General features: G+C 70.9%; 12 protein-coding genes and 1 pseudogene. 11 read left to right on the plus strand and 2 right to left on the minus strand.

Annotation, left to right across the window (positions count from 1 at the left end; genetic code table 11):
• From ACGF12_RS28990 to ACGF12_RS29035, 10 genes and pseudogenes are all read left to right on the plus strand, one after another.
• Positions 1-609, plus strand: a 609-nt coding sequence (locus tag ACGF12_RS28990; RefSeq protein WP_393036224.1) for a carbohydrate ABC transporter permease, incomplete at its 5' end; no start/stop codon positions are given.
• A 335-nt stretch (positions 610-944) separates the two neighbouring features.
• Complete coding sequence (locus ACGF12_RS28995; protein ID WP_393036227.1) at positions 945-3,323, plus strand: ricin-type beta-trefoil lectin domain protein; 2,379 nt, start codon at positions 945-947, stop codon at positions 3,321-3,323.
• 346 nt (positions 3,324-3,669) lie between these two features.
• Positions 3,670-4,203, plus strand: a complete 534-nt coding sequence (locus ACGF12_RS29000) for a hypothetical protein (RefSeq protein WP_393036230.1) — start codon at positions 3,670-3,672, stop codon at positions 4,201-4,203.
• Between the two features lie 43 nt (positions 4,204-4,246).
• Positions 4,247-5,260 (plus strand): hypothetical protein, encoded by a 1,014-nt coding sequence (locus tag ACGF12_RS29005; protein WP_393036233.1) that lies wholly within the window; start codon positions 4,247-4,249, stop codon positions 5,258-5,260.
• Positions 5,261-5,281: 21 nt separating this feature from the next.
• On the plus strand, positions 5,282-6,616 hold the full coding sequence (locus ACGF12_RS29010) for a Dyp-type peroxidase (protein WP_393036236.1): 1,335 nt from the start codon (positions 5,282-5,284) through the stop codon (positions 6,614-6,616).
• A gap of 376 nt (positions 6,617-6,992) precedes the next feature.
• A pseudogene (locus ACGF12_RS29015) lies at positions 6,993-7,070 on the plus strand (TetR family transcriptional regulator); the annotation flags it as partial.
• Positions 7,071-7,205: 135 nt separating this feature from the next.
• Positions 7,206-7,649, plus strand: coding sequence for a TetR family transcriptional regulator C-terminal domain-containing protein (locus ACGF12_RS29020; protein WP_393036239.1), 444 nt, complete (start codon positions 7,206-7,208; stop codon positions 7,647-7,649).
• On the plus strand, positions 7,646-9,337 hold the full coding sequence (locus ACGF12_RS29025; protein ID WP_393036242.1) for an MFS transporter: 1,692 nt from the start codon (positions 7,646-7,648) through the stop codon (positions 9,335-9,337). Before ACGF12_RS29020 ends, ACGF12_RS29025 begins: the two co-directional genes overlap by 4 nt.
• A gap of 103 nt (positions 9,338-9,440) precedes the next feature.
• The gene (locus ACGF12_RS29030) at positions 9,441-9,773 is read left to right on the plus strand and encodes a DUF6204 family protein (protein WP_393036245.1); all 333 of its coding nucleotides are present in this window, start codon (positions 9,441-9,443) and stop codon (positions 9,771-9,773) included.
• Between the two features lie 70 nt (positions 9,774-9,843).
• A complete protein-coding gene (locus ACGF12_RS29035; protein ID WP_393036248.1) occupies positions 9,844-10,389 on the plus strand; it encodes a DUF2087 domain-containing protein in 546 nt (181 codons plus the stop codon).
• A 28-nt stretch (positions 10,390-10,417) separates the two neighbouring features.
• Here the strand turns inward: ACGF12_RS29035 and ACGF12_RS29040 are convergent, their stop codons facing one another.
• Complete coding sequence (locus ACGF12_RS29040; RefSeq protein WP_393036250.1) at positions 10,418-11,557, minus strand: ABC transporter substrate-binding protein; 1,140 nt, start codon at positions 11,555-11,557, stop codon at positions 10,418-10,420.
• A complete protein-coding gene (locus ACGF12_RS29045) occupies positions 11,554-14,214 on the minus strand; it encodes a SpoIIE family protein phosphatase (RefSeq protein ID WP_393036253.1) in 2,661 nt (886 codons plus the stop codon). Before ACGF12_RS29045 ends, ACGF12_RS29040 begins: the two co-directional genes overlap by 4 nt.
• A 703-nt stretch (positions 14,215-14,917) precedes the next feature.
• Here ACGF12_RS29045 and ACGF12_RS29050 point away from each other — a divergent pair.
• The gene (locus ACGF12_RS29050; protein ID WP_393036256.1) at positions 14,918-17,602 is read left to right on the plus strand and encodes a BTAD domain-containing putative transcriptional regulator; all 2,685 of its coding nucleotides are present in this window, start codon (positions 14,918-14,920) and stop codon (positions 17,600-17,602) included.
• Positions 17,603-17,670: the final 68 nt, after the last annotated feature.

Genomic DNA, 17,670 nt, shown 5'->3' on the forward strand with positions numbered 1-17,670 from the left:
CTGCTGGTGGCCGGCGGCTCGACACTCCTGGTGCTGCTGGTCGCCCTGCCCGCCGCGTACTACACCGCCCGGGTCCGCTTCCGCGGCCGCAAGGCCTTCCTGCTGCTCGTGCTGGTCACCCAGATGTTCCAGCCCACCGCTCTCCAGGTCGGCCTGTACCGCGAGTTCTACGCGCTCGACCTGCTGGACACCCCCATCGTCCTGGTGCTCGCGAACGCCGCGTTCAACCTGGCCTTCGCGATCTGGATCCTGAGCGCCTACATCGGCTCCATCCCGATGGAGCTGGAGGAAGCCGCGATGATCGACGGCAACAGCCGGCTCGGCGCGCTGTTCCGCGTCACCCTGCCGCTCGCTCTGCCGGGCGTGGTCACTGCCGTGATCTTCACCTTCATCTCGGCCTGGAACGAGTTCATCATGGGCCTGACCCTGACCAACTCGCCCGACCGGCAACCGCTCACCGTCGGCATCAACAACATGATCGGCGCCTACAGCGTGCAGTGGAACTACGTGTTCGCCGCCTCGCTGGTGGCCATCGTGCCGGTCGTCGTGCTCTTCGCGGTGATCGAACGCCACGTCGTGTCCGGACTCACCGCCGGCTCCGTCAAGTAGCCCTGCCCGGCAGCCGCAGCGGCTGCCGCCGGACACCCGGGGGCCCGCGCCGCGCCCCGGGTGTCCGGTGACACATCCTCACCGCCGAACGGGCGGGACTGCCTCCCCATGGCAGTCCCGCCCGTCGACGTTCCGAGCGGCGCGCGATCCCGGATCAGGCGCGACGTGGGAGACAGGGCGATGTCGACGAACCGCCGGACGTGTGCTTCTGTTAGAACTTGTTGACTAGTGCTCATTTCGTCTCCATATTGAGCAACGCCAAACAGAAACCCCCACCCTCCCCCTGGAGTCCCCCCATGGGTCGCAGACGCCTGTCGTCAACATGCCGCACCGCCTTGAGCGCAGCCCTGGCGCTGCTGGGCGCGCTCGGCGGACTCGCCACGTCACCGGTCGCCCAGGCCGCCCCCACCACCACGACGGCCACACCCACCACGGCCATCACCCTCGACGGCACCAAGCCGGGCCTCGCCTTCGACGGCGTCGGCGCCATCTCCGGCGGCGGCGGCAACTCCCGCCTGCTGGTCGACTATCCGGAGCCGCAGCGCAGTCAGCTGCTCGACTACCTGTTCAAGCCCGGCTACGGCGCCTCACTGCAGGTGCTGAAGCTGGAGATCGGCGGCGACACCAACTCCACCGACGGCGCCGAGCCCAGCATCGAGCACACCGCCGGCACCGTCGACTGCAACCAGGGCTACGAGTGGTGGCTGGCCGAGCAGGCCAAGGCCCGCAACCCCGACATCAAGTTCTACGGCCTGTCCTGGGGCGCCCCCGGCTGGATCGACCACGGCTCCGGCAACTTCTGGTCCCAGGACACCATCAACTACCTGATGGACTGGATGGGTTGCGCCGCCCAGCACCACCTGACCGTCGACTACCTCGGCGGGTGGAACGAGCGCGGCTTCGACAAGACGTGGTACGAGAACCTCAAGAGCACCCTGGTGTCGAAGGGCTACCGCACCAAGGTCGTCGCCGCCGACGACGGCTGGGACGTGGCCGACGCCATGGCCACCGACCCGGCGTTCAAGAACGCGGTCGACATCGTCGGCGTCCACTACCCGTGCGGCTACCTCGGCGCCTTCAACTCCTGCCCCAGCACCGCGAACGCCCAGTCCCTGGGCAAGCCGCTGTGGGCGAGCGAGAACGGCTCCGAGGACGCCAACGCGGGCGCGGCGTCGGTGGCCCGCGCGATCAACCGCGACTACCTCGACGGCAAGATGACCTCCTTCATCAACTGGCCGGTCATCGCCGCGCTCTACCCCAACCTGTACTTCTCCACCGACGGCATGTCGATCGCCAACCAGCCCTGGTCCGGCAACTACACCATCGGCAAGACCACCTGGGTGACCGCGCACACCGCCCAGTTCGCCAAGCCGGGCTGGCGCTACATCGACTCCGCCGGCGGCTACCTCGGCGGCGCGCGCGCCAACGGCAGCTACGTCACGCTGAAGTCGCCGAACGGCGACGACTACAGCACCGTCATCGAGACCATGGACGCCACCGCCGCCCGGACCGCGAGCTTCACCGTGACCGGCGGCCTGTCCGCCGGCCGGGTCCACGTCTGGGACACCGACCTCAACTCCACCGACCCGGCCGGCTGGTTCGTCCACACCCAGGACCTCACCCCGGCCCACGGCACCTACGCCCTCACCCTCCAGCCCGGCCACGTCTACACGGTGACCACCACCACCGGCCAGGGCAAGGGCACCGCCGCCGCGCCGGCCGCCGCCCCGCTCGAGCTGCCCTACAAGGACGACTTCGAGACCCCGGCCACCACCACCTCCCCGAAGTACTTCACCGACATGAACGGCGCCTTCCAGACCGTCCCCTGCGGCGGCGGACGCACGGGCACCTGCCTGCGCCAGATGGCCCCGACCACGCCGATCCGCTGGACCGACGAGCCCTACAACGCCCCGTACACGATGATGGGCGACGGCAGCTGGTCCAACTACACCGTCACCGCCGACACCCTTTTCGAGCAGTCCAGCAGCGTCGAACTGCTCGGCCGGGTCAACCAGCAGGGCCGCAACGACAACGGCCTGAACGCCTACCACCTGCGGGTCAGCGACACCGGCGCCTGGTCCATCGACAAGAGCGACACCAGCTGGAACTTCACCACCCTCGCCAGCGGCACCATCACCGCGCCGGGCACCGGCAGCTGGCACACCGTCTCGCTGTCGATGCAGGACACCACGCTCACCGCCAGCATCGACGGCCACGCCGTGGGCAGCGCCACCGACGCCGGCTTCACCAACGGCCAGGCCGGCCTCGGCGTGACCGGCTACCAGACCGACCAGTTCGACAACTTCGCCCTCACCCCCGGCACGCCGTCCACCCACACCGGGCCGGTCACCTCCGCCCTGCCCGGCAAGTGCGTCGACGACAACGCCAATTCCAGCGTCAGCGGCACCGCGGTGCAGCTCTGGGACTGCAACGGCGGCGCCTCGCAGACCTGGACCTGGTCCAACGGCACCCTCACCCACAACGGCAAGTGCCTCGACGTCACCGGCCAGGGCACGGCCAACGGCGCCCCGGTCGAACTCTGGGACTGCAACGGCGGCACCAACCAGCAGTGGACGCCCCAGCCCGACGGCACCCTGAAGGGCACCCAGTCCGACCGCTGCCTCGACGACCCGGCCGCCACCCTCACCAACGGCACCCGACTGGAGATCTGGGACTGCAACAGCGGCACCAACCAGCAGTGGAAGCTGCCGTAGCACCACCGGATCCGACGCGCCCCGGCGTGCCGGCGCCGGCCACGGTGCCGGCACACCGGCGCGCCCACTCCGGCACACCCCCGCCGGCGGAGCGGCCCGGACGTCATGCGGTCCACTCGCACAGGCCCTACGGCCGCTCCTTTCACGCCGTCGAGGCCCGAGCGTCGTGGTGGCCGTCTCCGGGAAGCCCCCACGGCGGCACCCCGCATCCCGGCCCCGGGACACTTCCGGGAGCTGACAACGACCGAGAAGTCGCTGCCGGTCCGGTAGCGAGCGGGCGGACGGCCGCGCCGTGTGGAACAGTGGTTCGTGGGTGTGCTCCACGCGGGAAAATGGAGGAACAGCCATGGAGATCCGGCCGCAAGCGGTTGTCATCCCCAAGGAGACGGACCACCTCGACCAGGGGAAATACGGCCCCGTCTTTCCGAGGACTCCGGCGTGTTACGGCTTCACCGTCATCGCGAAGGTCAAGCCCGGCCGGGCCGTGGTGATCCGCGACTACGGTCACCAGCTGGCCAAGGCGCTGGAAGAGGATCCGGATCTTCTGGCCCCGCTCAAGCTGCACTACCTGCGCTGGGTTCTCTTCGACGACGACACGCGGTTCATGTACCAGGGCATCTTCGACACCGACTTCGACAAGTACACCGAAGACGCCGTCGCGCTGTTCACCAAGGCTGGGGTGAGCACGGCTTTCGAGAATCTCGAGGGATTTCCCGAGGACTGGAAGACCAATCCCGAGGCGTTCGTCAGGTTTGTCCGGGAACACCATTGCCCGAGCTTCATCGAGTACGGAGAGTACCCGTACTTCACGGCTGACGAGATCAAGAAGGCTCTGCGCATCAAGAGCGCCCTGTCGGAGATGCTCGACCAGTTGCAGTGAGATCGGGTTGCGGCCCGCGTTCCTCTGAGGATCGGACGACGAGATGGACAACATCGCCACCGCGCGGACCTACAACCAGAACCATGTCCCACGCCGATACACCCCTGGCCGGCGACGGGTGAGCATCTACGTCTCGTGGAGCTACCCGGCCGAGACCGGCAGGAACCCGGCCGAGCTCGACAACCGGTTCTCCACCATGACCGAGGTCCGGCGCGTGGCCTGGCCGGACTACGAGGAGCCGAGGTGGTCCGACCCGGGACAGTTCCAGCAGAGCATCGCGGGATCGCTGGAGCTGTTCTTCTGGGCCTGGATACCGTTCCAGCAACTCGTCGAGGAGACCACCGGACACGCCGTCCCGGTCTACCAACGCATTGATCAGGCCGGCTTCAGGACTCCACTCGACGAGCGGGTGCTGGCCGACACCGACACCGTGTTCGTCTTCTCGCTGGACCACGTGGTGACCGGTCAGGAGGCCACGCCCGAGGAGATCGAGGCGGTGCGACAGTTCCTCACCCGGGACGGCACCTGTCTGGTCCTCGGCCCGCACCACGACGTCGGCGCCTCGGACGACATGGTGATGCGCGACGTCGAGTACCACCACCACCGCGATGCCCTGGTCCCCCGCCAGCAGCGGTTCGGCAGGTACGGCCGCTCCCTGATGGCGGGGCTCGGAGTGCCCGTCGTGAACCGCTACGGACTGCGTCCAGCGGTAGGGGAGGACAACCGGATCGCCCCGCTGTCGACGACCAGGGACCTGGACAGCAGAGGGTGGCTGGACGGGGTGACCAACTTCAACTTCCACCCGCACCTGCCGCACTACGCCGTGACCACCGATGATCCGAATACCGTCCACGTCCTGGCCAGGCAACCCATCGACGTGTCCCGGCCGCACCCGTTCACCGACAGTGGCAACACGGAGTTCAACATGTTCCTGTGGATGCCCCCGAGTGGCGACCGGGCCGGCGACGTGCTGATGGCGGATTCCACGATCTTCAGCACCTTGTTCGGAGCCGACGAGAGCCTGCGCAACTTCTGGCGGAACCTCGCCTCGAAGTAGCGTCCTTGGGAGGCGGTGTCCGTGACCACGCAAAGCCGACCCACACTCGAGCTCGACGACATCCAGCGCGGCGTGCTCAGCCCCCGTCCCACCCCGTACGCGGCGACGTACATCCTCTTCCGCATCGACGACCGCACACACGGACGGGAGTTGATGCGGCGTCTGAGCGCGGTGGCGACATCGGCCGCCCACTCGGCGAGTCCGCTGGGCGAGACCTGGGTGAGCGTCGCGCTCACCCACCACGGCCTCAAGGTCCTCGGTGTGCCGCGGGAATCGCTGGACACGTTCGCCTGGGAGTTCCGGCAGGGCATGGCCGCACGGGCGGCGGCGCTGGGCGACACCGGCGAGAGCTGCCCCGAGTACTGGGAACCACCGCTGGGCACCACGGACGTTCACGTGGTACTCACCGCGCTCGCACCCGACAGCGCCGGGCTGGAAGCGGCCATCGACCATGCCCGCCCGGCCTACCACCGCCTCACCGGCGTGACAGCGATCTGGCGGCAGGACTGCTACGCGTTGCCCACCGAGACGGAACACTTCGGCTACCGCGACGGCATCAGCCACCCCGCCGTCGAGGGCAGCGGCATCACCGGGTCGAACCAGCTGGAAGTACCCCTCAAAGCCGGCGAGTTCGTACTCGGCTACCGCGACGAGCTCGGTGGCGTCCAGACCCCGCAACCCGACATACTGGGACGCAACGGCAGCTACGCGGTCTTCCGCAAACTCCACCAGCGGACCGCCGAGTTCCGGCGCTTCCTCAGGGAGAACTCCACCGGTCCCGAGGACGAGGACCTCCTGGCAGCCAAGCTCATGGGGCGCTGGCGCAGCGGCGCACCGTTGGCGCTCAGCCCGCTGCACGACGACCCCGTCCTCGGTGCCGACCGGGGCCGCAACAACAACTTCCGCTATCAGGACGACGATCCGACAGGCTTCACGACTCCCGGCGGCTGCCACATCCGCCGGGCCAATCCCCGCGACGCGGCGGTGGCGGGAGAACCGAGGCTCCACCGCATGATCAGACGCGGCACCGCGTACGGCCCGCCGCTGCCCGAGGGGGTACTGGCGGACGACGGCGTCGACCGCGGGCTGATGTTCGCGTTCGTCGGGGCACACCTCGGGCGGCAGTTCGAGTTCGTCCAGTCCCAGTGGATGAACGACGGAGTCTTCTTCGGCGCGGGCAACGCCAGGGATCCGTTCGTCGGGTCCAACGACGGACCGGGTGACTTCACGATCCCCCGACGTCCGATAAGACGGCGCCTGCGGTCACTGCCGTCGTTCGTCGTCACGCGCGGCGGCGAGTACTGCTTCCTGCCCGGACTGAGCGCCCTGCGCTGGCTCGGCGACCTCAACGACTGAAGCGTGGCGACGGGCACCGCGCGAGCACGTTTGAAGGTCGCGGGTGCCGCCGTTGTGCCGCCGTAGGTCGCGGCTCTCGCTCGCCTGCTGCCTGGGCTCGGCCGTGCTCGGCCACTTCTGGTCGAAGTCCCTGTTCACCCGCGAATCGCGGTAGAAGCGCGGGCTGTCCCCCGTGGCCCGTAGCGCACCGGGGCGTGCCACCGCTCGGACCGGCTGATGCGCCGCTTCGCGCACTGACCTCGGGATTCGTCTTTCCATTTCAGATACAGACCCGTATTGGGATACAGTCCCGTATCTGACAACGCATCAGGAGGCGATCACCATCACCAGGCGGCTCACCCGGCAGCAGAGCCGGGAACTCACCCGCGAGCAGCTGCTGCAGGCCGCGGCCGAACTCTTCGCCGAGCACGGTGTCGGCGGCACCTCGGTCGAGCAGATCGCCGAACGTGCCGGCTACACCCGCGGCGCGTTCTACGGCAACTTCGAGGGCAAGCACGAGCTCGTCCTGGCCCTGCTGGAACAGCGCACCCAGCGCGAGCTCGAAGAGATGCAGGAGCTCAGCCGCGACGCCGGGTCGTTCGACAACCTGATGGAGCACATGCGGTCCTGGTACCGCCGGCGCGACGAGACCCTCGGCAGCTGGCTCGCCCTGCGCACCGAGCTCTGGCTCTACGGCCTGCGCGACCCGGAGCTGCTGCCGGTGCTCGCCGACCGCGAGCGGCGTTCGCGGGCCGCGCTCGCCCAGGCGCTGGAACAGGGCTTCGCCGCCCGCTCGGTGGCTCCCCCGGCCCCGGTCGAGTTCCTGGCCCTCGTCCTGCACTCGCTGGGCGACGGCCTGTCCATCCAGCGCGTGCTCTCCCCCGAGGACAGCTGCATCGACGCCGTCGCGGACGCCGTCGAGCTGCTGATGCGCTCGTGGAGCGCGCTCGCCCGGAACCCCGCGCCCGCCGGGGAAGCCTCCCGCCCGTCTCCCGGGCGTCCGACCACCGAGGGCCGGACGCCATCGACCGAGAAGCCGGAGAAGAACCCATGAACTTCAAGGCAGGGCAGGCGGAGCAACCGACCGCCGAACCGCCTGTCACCTCCGACGCCCCCGCGCCGGACCCGAAGCGGTGGCTCGCGCTGGTTGTTCTGCTGGTCGCCACCTTCATGGACCTGCTGGACGTCAACATCGTCACCGTGGCGATCCCGACCATCCAGGGCGACCTCGGCGCGTCGGCCGTCGTCATCCAGGCGGTGACCGCCGGCTACACCCTGGCCTTCGCGGCCATCCTGATCACCGGTGGCAGGCTCGGTGACATCTTCGGCCGCAAGCGGATGTTCATGACCGGTGTCGCCGGGTTCGTCGCGGCCTCCGCCCTGTGCGCGGCCGCGCAGAACTCCGAGATGCTGGTCGCCTCCCGCATCCTCCAGGGTGTGGCCGCCGCGATCATGGTCCCGCAGGTCCTGGCGATCATCCACGTGACGTTCGCCCCGCGGGAGATCGGCCGCGTCGTCAGTCTGTACGCGGGCATGATCGGCCTGGCCATCGTCGCCGCCCCCGTCCTCGGCGGCGCCCTGGTCGACTGGAGCCCGCTCGACCTCGGCTGGCGGGGCATCTTCGTGGTCAACCTGCCGGTCGGCGTGGCCGCCCTGATCGGGGCCGCGAAGTGGATGAAGGAGTCGAAGTCCCCGCACGCGATGCGGCTGGACCTGATCGGCATGCTGCTCGCGATCGTCGGGCTGCTCCTGCTGATGCTGCCGCTCATGCTCGGCCGTCAACTCGGCTGGCCCGCCTGGAGTATCACCTGCCTGTTCGTCGCCGTGCCCGTCATCGCGGGCTTCGTCCTCTACGAGCGGTACAAGACCCGCAAGGACGGATCCCCGCTGGTGATCCTCTCCCTGTTCCAGGTCCGCGCGTTCGGCGCCGGCGTCGCGGCGCAGATGCTCTTCAGCGCCGTCCCGGCGGGCTTCTTCCTCAGCTGGACGCTCTACCTCCAGGGCGGCCTGGGCTGGTCGGCGCTGCACACCGGTCTGACCGCGATCCCGTTCTCGCTCGGGGTCCCGATCGTCGGCACGATCGCGGTGCGCACGCTCTTCCCCCGGTACGGGCGGTACACCCTGGTGGCGGGCGCGCTGATGATGATGCTCGGCGTCGCCTCCTACGCCTGGGTCGCGAACCACGCCGGGAGCGACATCACCTCCTGGCACGCCGTCCCGTCCATGCTCCTGCTCGGCTCCGGCACGGGTCTGCTGATGGCCCCGTTGACCGGCCTGATCCTGCGCGAGGTCAAGCCGCAGGAGGCGGGCGCGGCATCCGGCATCATCAACGCGACCGGGCAGCTCGGCGCGGCCCTCGGCGTGGCGATCATCGGCGGTGTCTTCTTCTCCGCCCTGGCGAGCAACGCGGGCCCGCAGGCCGCCAAGGTCATCCCGACCGTCCAGGCGGTGGCTCCGGCCCAGGCCGGAGCGATCCGGACCTGCGCGACCGACTCGCTCGGCCGGCCCGACCTGACCGAGGTGCCCGAGAGCTGCACCACGCTGCTCGCGAGCGCCCCGGGCACCAGCCAGGACTCCGGCGCCGACGTCAAGGCGATCGGCGCCGTCCTGGGAGAGATCCGCTCCAAGACCTTCATCGCCACCTACAGCGAGGCGCTGTACTGGGCGGCCGGCGGACTGGTGCTCGTCACCGGCCTGCTGTTCCTCCTGCCGCACCTGACGCACCGGCCGGAGCAGAAGTGAGCCTCGGCAGTCGGAGGGCATCGACTGACGTTCGGTCACCTCGTCGGCGCGCGACTGCGGATCGCGGGCCGATGGCCGAATCCACAACTGGAGAACCACAGTTATGAGCGGTACGACCTACCAGGTCATCACCCACGGCAAGTTCGCCGAGCTCACGGATGAACAGCGGGCGTCCCTGGTCGCCCAGGCGGGCGAACACGACCTGTTCAAGGCCCGGTTCACCGAGGAGGGCACCGTCACCTACGAGCCGGCCCTGCTCACCTTCACCTTCCGGGTCCTCATCCCGGCGACCGAGGACGACACCGAGGACCTCGTGCTGGGCCGGGCCGAGAAACTGGCCGCGGCCGCGATCCACAAGCTCGGGGGCGAGTACCGCGACCTCCGGTCGGTCTCCACCGACCTGTCCAAGATCAAGGTCAAGCGCAAGGGCCGCTGAACCCCGGATGGGAACCGGCCCGTGCCGGGCGCACGGGCCGGCAGGCTTCGGAAAGGATGCGTTCTCTCTCATGACACCCGAACAACTCGCCATCGACCTGGGCGATCCGGCACTGCGCCGGGTGTTCTCGGCGCTCGCCCTCGGCGCGTCGACCTCCTCGGAGATCCTCTCCCTCTCGGGGCTCGCCGCACCGCAGGCCGCCAAGGCCATCGGCCGGCTCGTCCGCAGCGGACTGCTCGTCCAGGGGCGCGGCTCGCCGGCCCTGGACGACGACGCCCTCGCCGCGGCCGCGGAGACCGCCGCCCGGCGGGTGGCGGAGGAGAGGGCGGCCGACCAGCCCGACCCGCAGCTGCGCGGCCACGTCCGCGGCGGCGTCCTGGTCAACGTGCCGGAGCAGGACGACGCCCGGCTCGCGGTGCTCGGACACGTCGCCGAGAGCACCTTCGCCGCCGGCGACGACTACGACGAGCGGACGGTGACCGACCGCCTGCAGCCGTGGTGCGAGGGCGGCGTGCTGGACGCCGTCTCGCTGCGGCGCGCCCTCGTCGACGACGGACTTCTGGCCCGGGAGTCCAACCGCTACCGGCTCGCCGCCCCGGCGGGCAGCGGCGGCTGAGGACCGTCGACTGGACACGCCCCCGGCGTCAGCCCTTCCCGACGGCCTTCGCCCAGCCCACGGCGACCGTCTGCTGCGCCTTCTCGGTCTGCGCGTCCGTCGGGAACTCGGGCGTTCCCTCGACCGTCGGCAACCTTGCGGCGGCGGCCTGGTCAAGGGTGCCGTCCTTCGCCATGGCGTCGAGCAGCACCGGGCGGGCGTAGCCGTTGAGCCGGAGGTTCTGGCCCTCGGGGCTGAAGAGGTACTCCTGCCACAGGCGGGCGGCCGCCGGGTGTGGGGCGTTCTTGTTGATCGCCTGCGCGTAGTACTGGGAGAAGCTGCCGTCGAAGGGGATCGAGACCTGCCACTTGACGCCTTTGCTGCGGAGCTGGTCGGTGTAGTTGAGGTTGACGAAGTCCCAGTTGATGCTGATGGGCGTCTGGCCGCTCGCGACCGTGGCCGAGGTGGCATCGACCGGGTTGAGGTTGCCCGCCTGCTTGAGCTTGGCGAAGAATTCGAGGCCGGGCTGGATGTCGTCGAACGATCCGCCGTTCGCCAGGGCCGCCGCGTACACGCTGGCGAATCCGGTCCCGGAGCGGGTGGGGTCGCCCTCGAGCGCGACCTTGCCCCGGTAGGCGGGTTTCAGCAGATCGGCGAAGGTCCGGGGACAGACCTCGACGCGGTTCGCGTCGCAGCCGATGGAGATGTAGCCCCCGTAGTTGTTGGACCAACGGGCCTGCGGGTCCTTCTGATTGCCCGGGATCGAGCCGAACTGGGCGACCCTGTACGGCGCGAGCAGGTTCTGCCGGCCTGCTGCCCGGGCGAACGTGTCCCCCACGTCGATGACGTCGGGAGCGCTCTGCCGTGTCCCGTTCTTGATGGCGTCGACCTCGTCCTGGCTGTGGCCCAGCGGATTGTCGACCGTGATCGTGATCCCGTACTTCTTCTCGAAGCCGTCGATCAGGCCGCCGTAGTCGGCCCAGTCACGGGGGAGCGCGATCGCTCTGAGCATGCCCTCCTTCTTCGCCGCGGCGGTCAATACGTCCATGCCGCCCACGTCCTGCGCGGAGGTGGCCACCGACGGGTCCTTGGGTGCGGCGGGCGGCGTGTGGCCGCACGCGCCCAGGCCCACGGCCAGGAGGACCAGGCAGCCGGAGACGGTCGCCGCTCGGGCACGAGATGCGGTCACGATGACTCCAGACGTCCTTCGGTGGTCACGAGCGGGATCCCGCCGGAACCTTCCGCTGCCGGGGTGGCGCCCTCGTGGAGGTGCTGTTCGGCCCAGATGACTTTGCCGTTGGGGGTGTAGCGGGTGCCCCAGCGCTCGGAGAGCTGGGCGACCAGGAACAGCCCGCGCCCGCCCTCGTCGGTGCTGGCCGCGTACCGCAGGTGCGGGGAGGTGCTGCTGCCGTCGGAGACCTCGCAGATGAGTGCGCGGTCACGGATCAGGCGGAACCGGATCGGAGCGATGCCGTACCGGATGGCGTTGGTGACCAGCTCGCTGACGATCAGTTCGGTGGCAAAGGCCAGCTCGTCCAGCCCCCACTCGGTGAGCCGTTCCGCGACGCCGGCCCGGACCCGGGCAACGGCGGCCGGGTCGGCCGGGACGTCCCAGACGGCGACCCGGTCGGCGGGCAGCGCCCTGGTCCGGGCGACCAGCAGGGCGATGTCGTCGGTCGGGTTGGCCGGCAGCAGGGCGTTCAGCACCGCCTCGCAGGTGTCGTCGGGGCTGCGGTCGCCCTGGCCGAGGGTGGAGCGCAGCAGTTCGAGGCCGACGTCGATGTCCCGGGAGCGGTCCTCGACCAGCCCGTCGGTGTAGAGGACCAGCCGGGTACCCTCCCGCAGCTGGAGTTCGGCGCTCTCGAACGGCAGGCCGACCAGGCCGAGCGGCGGCCCGGCGGGCAACTCGGGGAACTCCACCACGCCGTCCGGGTGGACCAGGGCCGGCAGCAGGTGCCCGGCCCGGGCCATGGTGCAGCGCAGGGTGACCGGGTCGTAGACGGCGTACAGGCAGGTCGCGCCGGTGATGGCGTCGTCGTCCTTGGCCGCCCGGTCCTGGTCGATCTGGTTGACCAGGTCGTCCAGGTGGCCGAGCAGTTCGTCCGGGGGCAGGTCGAGGGAGGAGAAGTTGTGCACGGCGGTGCGCAGCTGGCCCATGGTGGCGGCGGCGTGCAGGCCGTGGCCGACCACGTCGCCCACCACCAGGGCGACCCGGGCGCCGGGCAGCGGGATCACGTCGAACCAGTCGCCGCCCACGCCGGCCTCGGCGGGCAGGTAGCGGTAGGCGACGTCCAGGGCGCTCTGCTGGGGCAGTCCGCCGGGCAGCAGGCTGTGCTGGAGGGTGACGGCCATCCGGTGCTCGCGGGTGTAGCGGCGGGCGTTGTCGATGCAGACCGCGGCCCGGGCGACCAACTCCTCGGCCAGCGAGAGGTCGTCCTCGTCGAAGGGCTTCGGTGAGGCCGCGCGCCAGAAGACGGCCACGCCGAGGACCTGGCCCCGGGCGAGCAACGGCACGCTCAGCAGCGAGTGGATGCCGGCCTCGGCCGTGCGCCGGGCCCGGTCCGGGACGTCGTCGTGCCAGACGGCGGAGCTGGTCAGATCCGCTTCGAGTACGGACTGGCCGTGCTGCAGGCTGCGGCCGAGCAGGGCGGTGGGAACGATCGGAACGGTCGCACCGACGGGATGGAACGGCGTGTCCCGGTGGACGCCGCTCAGCCCGGCGCGCCGCAGGTGGAGGATCCGGGTGCCGGTGGGCTCGTCGCCGTGCAGGACGGGCTCCGCGAGGTCGACGGTGACGTAGTCGGCGAAGCCCGGGACGGCCGCCTCGGCGAGTTCCTGGGCGGAGCGCACCACGTCGAGTGTGGTGCCGATCGTCCTGCTGGCTTCGTACAGCACCTTGAGGCGCTCGTTGGCCGCCTCGGCCTTGTCGGACAGGGCGCGCAGCTCGGTGGAGTCGCGCAGGGTCGCGACCCGCCCGGGTGGTCCCCCGTTGCGGTCGGTGGCCCGGGTGTTCACCGAGAGTAGGCGGTCGCCGGAGCCGACCACAGCGTCGGTGACCACTCGCCCCGAGGCCAGCAGCTCGCCGACCGGGTGGCCCAGACCCAGCCCGGTGATCGTACGGCCTTGGCAGTCGGGGGGCAGGCCGAGCAACCGGCAGGCCTCGTCGTTGGCCAGCAGCAGGCGGCCGTCCTCGCCGAGGATCAGCACGCCCTCCCGGACGGCGTGCAGCACGGCGTCGTGGTGCTCGTACATCCTGGTCATCTCGGCCGGGCCCAGGCCATGGGTCTGCCGCTGCAGCCGGCGGCTCACCAGGCTCGCCCCGCACGCGCCGATGGCGAGAGCCACCGTGGCACCGCCGAACAGGACCGGCAGCTGCTGGTTCACCTTGTGCCGCACCTTCCCGACCGTGACCGGGGCGGAGACGATGGCGACGACGGAGCCGTCGGCGGCCTTGACGGGTACCGCCGAGATCACGGAGAGGCCCAGTGATCCGTGGAAGGTCATGGTGAAGGGCTTGCCGGTCGCCGCCTGCGCGTAGGGGCCGATGACGTGCTTCCCGATCTGGTTCGGGTCGCTGTGGGTGAGCGTGATCCCGTCCAACCCGTAGACGATGATGGCGTCCACGCCGGCGGCCTTGCGAGCCGCCTCGGCGTACGGCTGCAGGGCCGCGGTCGGATCGGGGCTGCTCAGTGCCGTCAGGATCCCCGGCGAGTGCGCGAACATCTGCGCCGCGGCGAGCGTCCGGTTCTCGGCGTCCGCCGTGGCGTCGCGCCGGGCCCCGACCACGAGAGCCACCAGCGTGGCGACGACGATCAGCAGCATCACCGCCAGTTGCAGGAGGAGCACCGGGCCGGTGAGGCTGCGCAGGCTCAGCAGGCCCTTGAACAGCCGCCTCGGCCTTCCCGCATGCGGCCGGCCGTGTTCTTGGCGTCCTTGCCCGCTGCGCCTCGGGCGGGAAAGCCGCTCGGGCACATCAGGACTTCTCCGCAGGTCGACCAAACCGGTCCCAGCCTTGCTCCGGAACAATGGGGACAAATCCCATTGTCAACGCCAAACGGACCGGGCTCGACCGCCGGTCCGCGTTCCGAACGGATCAGCGGCGGGTCGGCCCGGGTGAGCGGGCGGGTCGGTGCAGGTGAGAGGCGGAGTGCCAACCCGCGGGGCGCCCCACGGCGCGGGCCGGAGACTTCCGGATCACCATCGCTCCGGCCCGCGCCGTGCGAATCGAGACGGACCTGTGTGTGACCGGACCTGAGCGTCCGGTGCTCACCGCACCGGTTCGGCGCGTCGGCCGATCCCGCTGCCGAGCTCGTACCTGGTGCGGTGGTGTCCTGCCGGTACCGGTCGAGCCTGCCTGCCACGGCTCGGCAGAGCCTCGGCTACGGCCGGTCGCACACGCAGCTCTACGAGCGGCTGACGCCGGGGGAACCGGTCCCGGAGCTGCCACGACGGCCGCTCCCGCCGGGACCGCGGACAACTGATACAAGATCACACACCGCTTACGGAAAACGAGTTACTGTGGTGCGTGATGGTCGGGGGAGGGCCTGAAATGCGATTGGGCGTGCTGGGGCCGCTTGAGGTGGAGACGGGCGGCGGAGATCGCCTCGTCGTAGCCGCGCCCAAGCAGCGCACCCTCCTGGCCTGCCTGGCGCTGCGCGCCAACCTCACCGTCTCGACCGGCGCCCTGATGGAGGCGGTCTGGCCGGACCGCAAGCCGGTGAACGCCAAACCGGCGATCCTCAACTACGTGGCCCGGCTGCGCCGGAACCTGCTGGAGGTCGCCGACCGTCTGCAGACCACGGCCGGCGGCTACCGGCTGGAGGTCCGCGACGACGCCGAGCTCGACCACCTGCACGCCGCAACGCTGGAGACCCTGGCCCGGAAGGCCCTCTGCGATGGGGACTGGCGCTCCGGCGAGCGGCACGCGGACGCGGCCCTCGCCCTGTGGCGCGGTGAGCCCCTGGAGGACGTGCCGTGTGAACGCCTCCAGGCCGACTGGGTGCCCTCGTTCGACACACTCCAGCTGCGCCTGGAGGAGCTCCGGCTGGACGCGCTGCTGAGCGGTACCCACTTCGACCGGGCCTTGCCGCGGCTGACGGACCTCACGGTCGCGCACCCGCTGCTGGAACCGATGTACGAACGCGCCATGGTGGCCCTGTACGGCACCGGGCGCCGCGCCGAGGCACTCAGCTGCTACGGCAGGGCCCGGCGGGCGCTGCGGGACGGAATCGGCGCCGACCCCTCGCAGTGCCTGCGGGAACTGCACGGACTGGCCCTGCGGGACGCCCCGCTGTCCGAGCTGATGGCGGTGTGGCACCGGGCGCGCGCCCTGGCCCACGCCGGTGGCCGGTCCGTGGTCCGGACCGAGGCCGAGGCCGCGGCGGCGACGCGGACCGGACGGGCGCCGTCCCGAGCGCGGGTGGCCGCGGCGGCAACGGCCCGGGCCGCGACGGAGGCCGAAGCGGCGAGCGTCGCACCTTCGCGGGACGACCTGACGGATGCGGTGCGGGGCGACACGCCGGGCGGACAGTGCGTCGGATTCCCGCTGTCGCAGCTGCCGCGCCCGCCGCGGCTGGTCGTCGGTCGTGAGCGGGAGCTTCGGGAGCTCACTCGGCTGCTGGCCGCCCCCGCACCGCCGCCGGAAGCGGCAGCCGCCCCGCAGGATTCCCGTGGCGGGTACGGCCGGCTCGCGGCCGACGCGCTGGACGTCGGTGCCGGTGTGCGCGTCGCCACCGTGGTCGGGCCTGCCGGCGTCGGCAAGACGACCCTGGCCCTGGCCTGGGCACACAGCATCGCCGAGCGGTTTCCCGACGGGCAGATGTATCTGGACCTGAACGGCTTCACCGCCGAGGGCAGACCCGTTGCGACCGACGGCGCCATCCGCGCGTTGCTCGACTTCCTGGGCGTCCCCGCAACCCGTCTTCCCGCCACGCCCGAGGGCCGGGTGGCGCTCTACCGGGGACTGATCGCGAACAAGCGGCTGCTGGTGGTGTTCGACAACGTGCGCGACGCGGCCCAGGTCCGGCCGCTGCTGCCGTCCGGCAAGGACTGCCGCGCGCTGGTGACCAGCCGCAGGTCGCTGGGCAGCCTGGTGGCGCTGGAAGGCGCCGAGGCGCTGGTGCTGGCCCCGCTCAGCGCGGACGCCGCGCACGAACTGCTCGTGCGCAGGCTCGGGACCCGGCGGACGTCCGGGCAGGGGCAGGCGATCGAGGTCATCGCGGAGCGCTGCGCGCACCTGCCGTTGGCGCTGTCCGTCGTGGCGGCGCGCGCCGCCGTGTCCGCGACGCCGCTGTCCACGCTCGCCGACCAGTTGGACCGCGGCGCGCTCAACGCGCTGAGCGCCGGGGACGAGGCCAGCACCGTGCGCAGCGTGCTGTCCTGGTCGTACGTCGGGCTCACGGAGCCGGCCGCGCGCGTCTTCCGCTTCCTCGGCCTGCACCCGGGCACGGAGCTGACGGCGGCCGCGGCGGCGGCGCTCGCGGACATCCCGCCGGCCGAAGCGGCGCCGCTGGTGGACGAGTTGGCGGCGATGAGTCTGCTGACCGAGAGCGCCCCCGGCCGGTACACGATGCACAGCCTGCTCCGGGCGTTCGCCGTCGAGCTGGTGGACGACGCGACCGACGCGCGCGAACAGCGGGCCGCGGGCCACCGGCTCTACGACTACTACCTGCGCTGGGCCCTGGTGGCCGACCGCAGGTGCAGCGCCCGGCCGACGGACGTCGAGCCCGACCACGTCCCGCTCCCGGCGGGCCTCACGCCGACGGGTTTCGCCGACCGTGACACCGCCCTGGCCTGGCTGACCGACGAGCAGCAGGTGCTCTCCACCCTGATCGCCCAGGCGGCAGCGCACGGCCTGAACTCCTACGCGTGGCGCCTGGCCGCCGCGCAGTCCTGCGGACTGGCGCTGCGCGGCGGCCAGCCCGAGGAACTGCGGCAGGCGCGGGCCGCGTTGGCCGCCGCCAAACCCCTGGGCGATCTGACCGCGCAGGGCTACTGCTACCTGCTGATCGGCCGCACCCTGACCTCGGTCGGTGAGTATCAGACCGCCCGCTTCCAACTGGGGCGTGCCCTCCGGATGTTCCGCGCCGCGGGGGCCTCGGCGCATCTCGGCGAGGTCCACCGCGTCCTGGGCCAGTGTGCCGACCGCCAGGGTGACCACCGGGAGAGCGCCCGTCCAGCCCGGGAACCCCTCACGGCCGCCGGACACTCGGGCAGGCAGGACGACATCCGCTGAGCGCTCGACGAGCACGGCCGGCAGCGCGAACAGACACCGGATTCCGGCGATGTCCCGGCGTTAGCACC

The sequence above is a fragment of the Kitasatospora sp. NPDC048296 genome, assembly GCF_043201815.1.
Lineage (GTDB): Bacteria > Actinomycetota > Actinomycetes > Streptomycetales > Streptomycetaceae > Kitasatospora.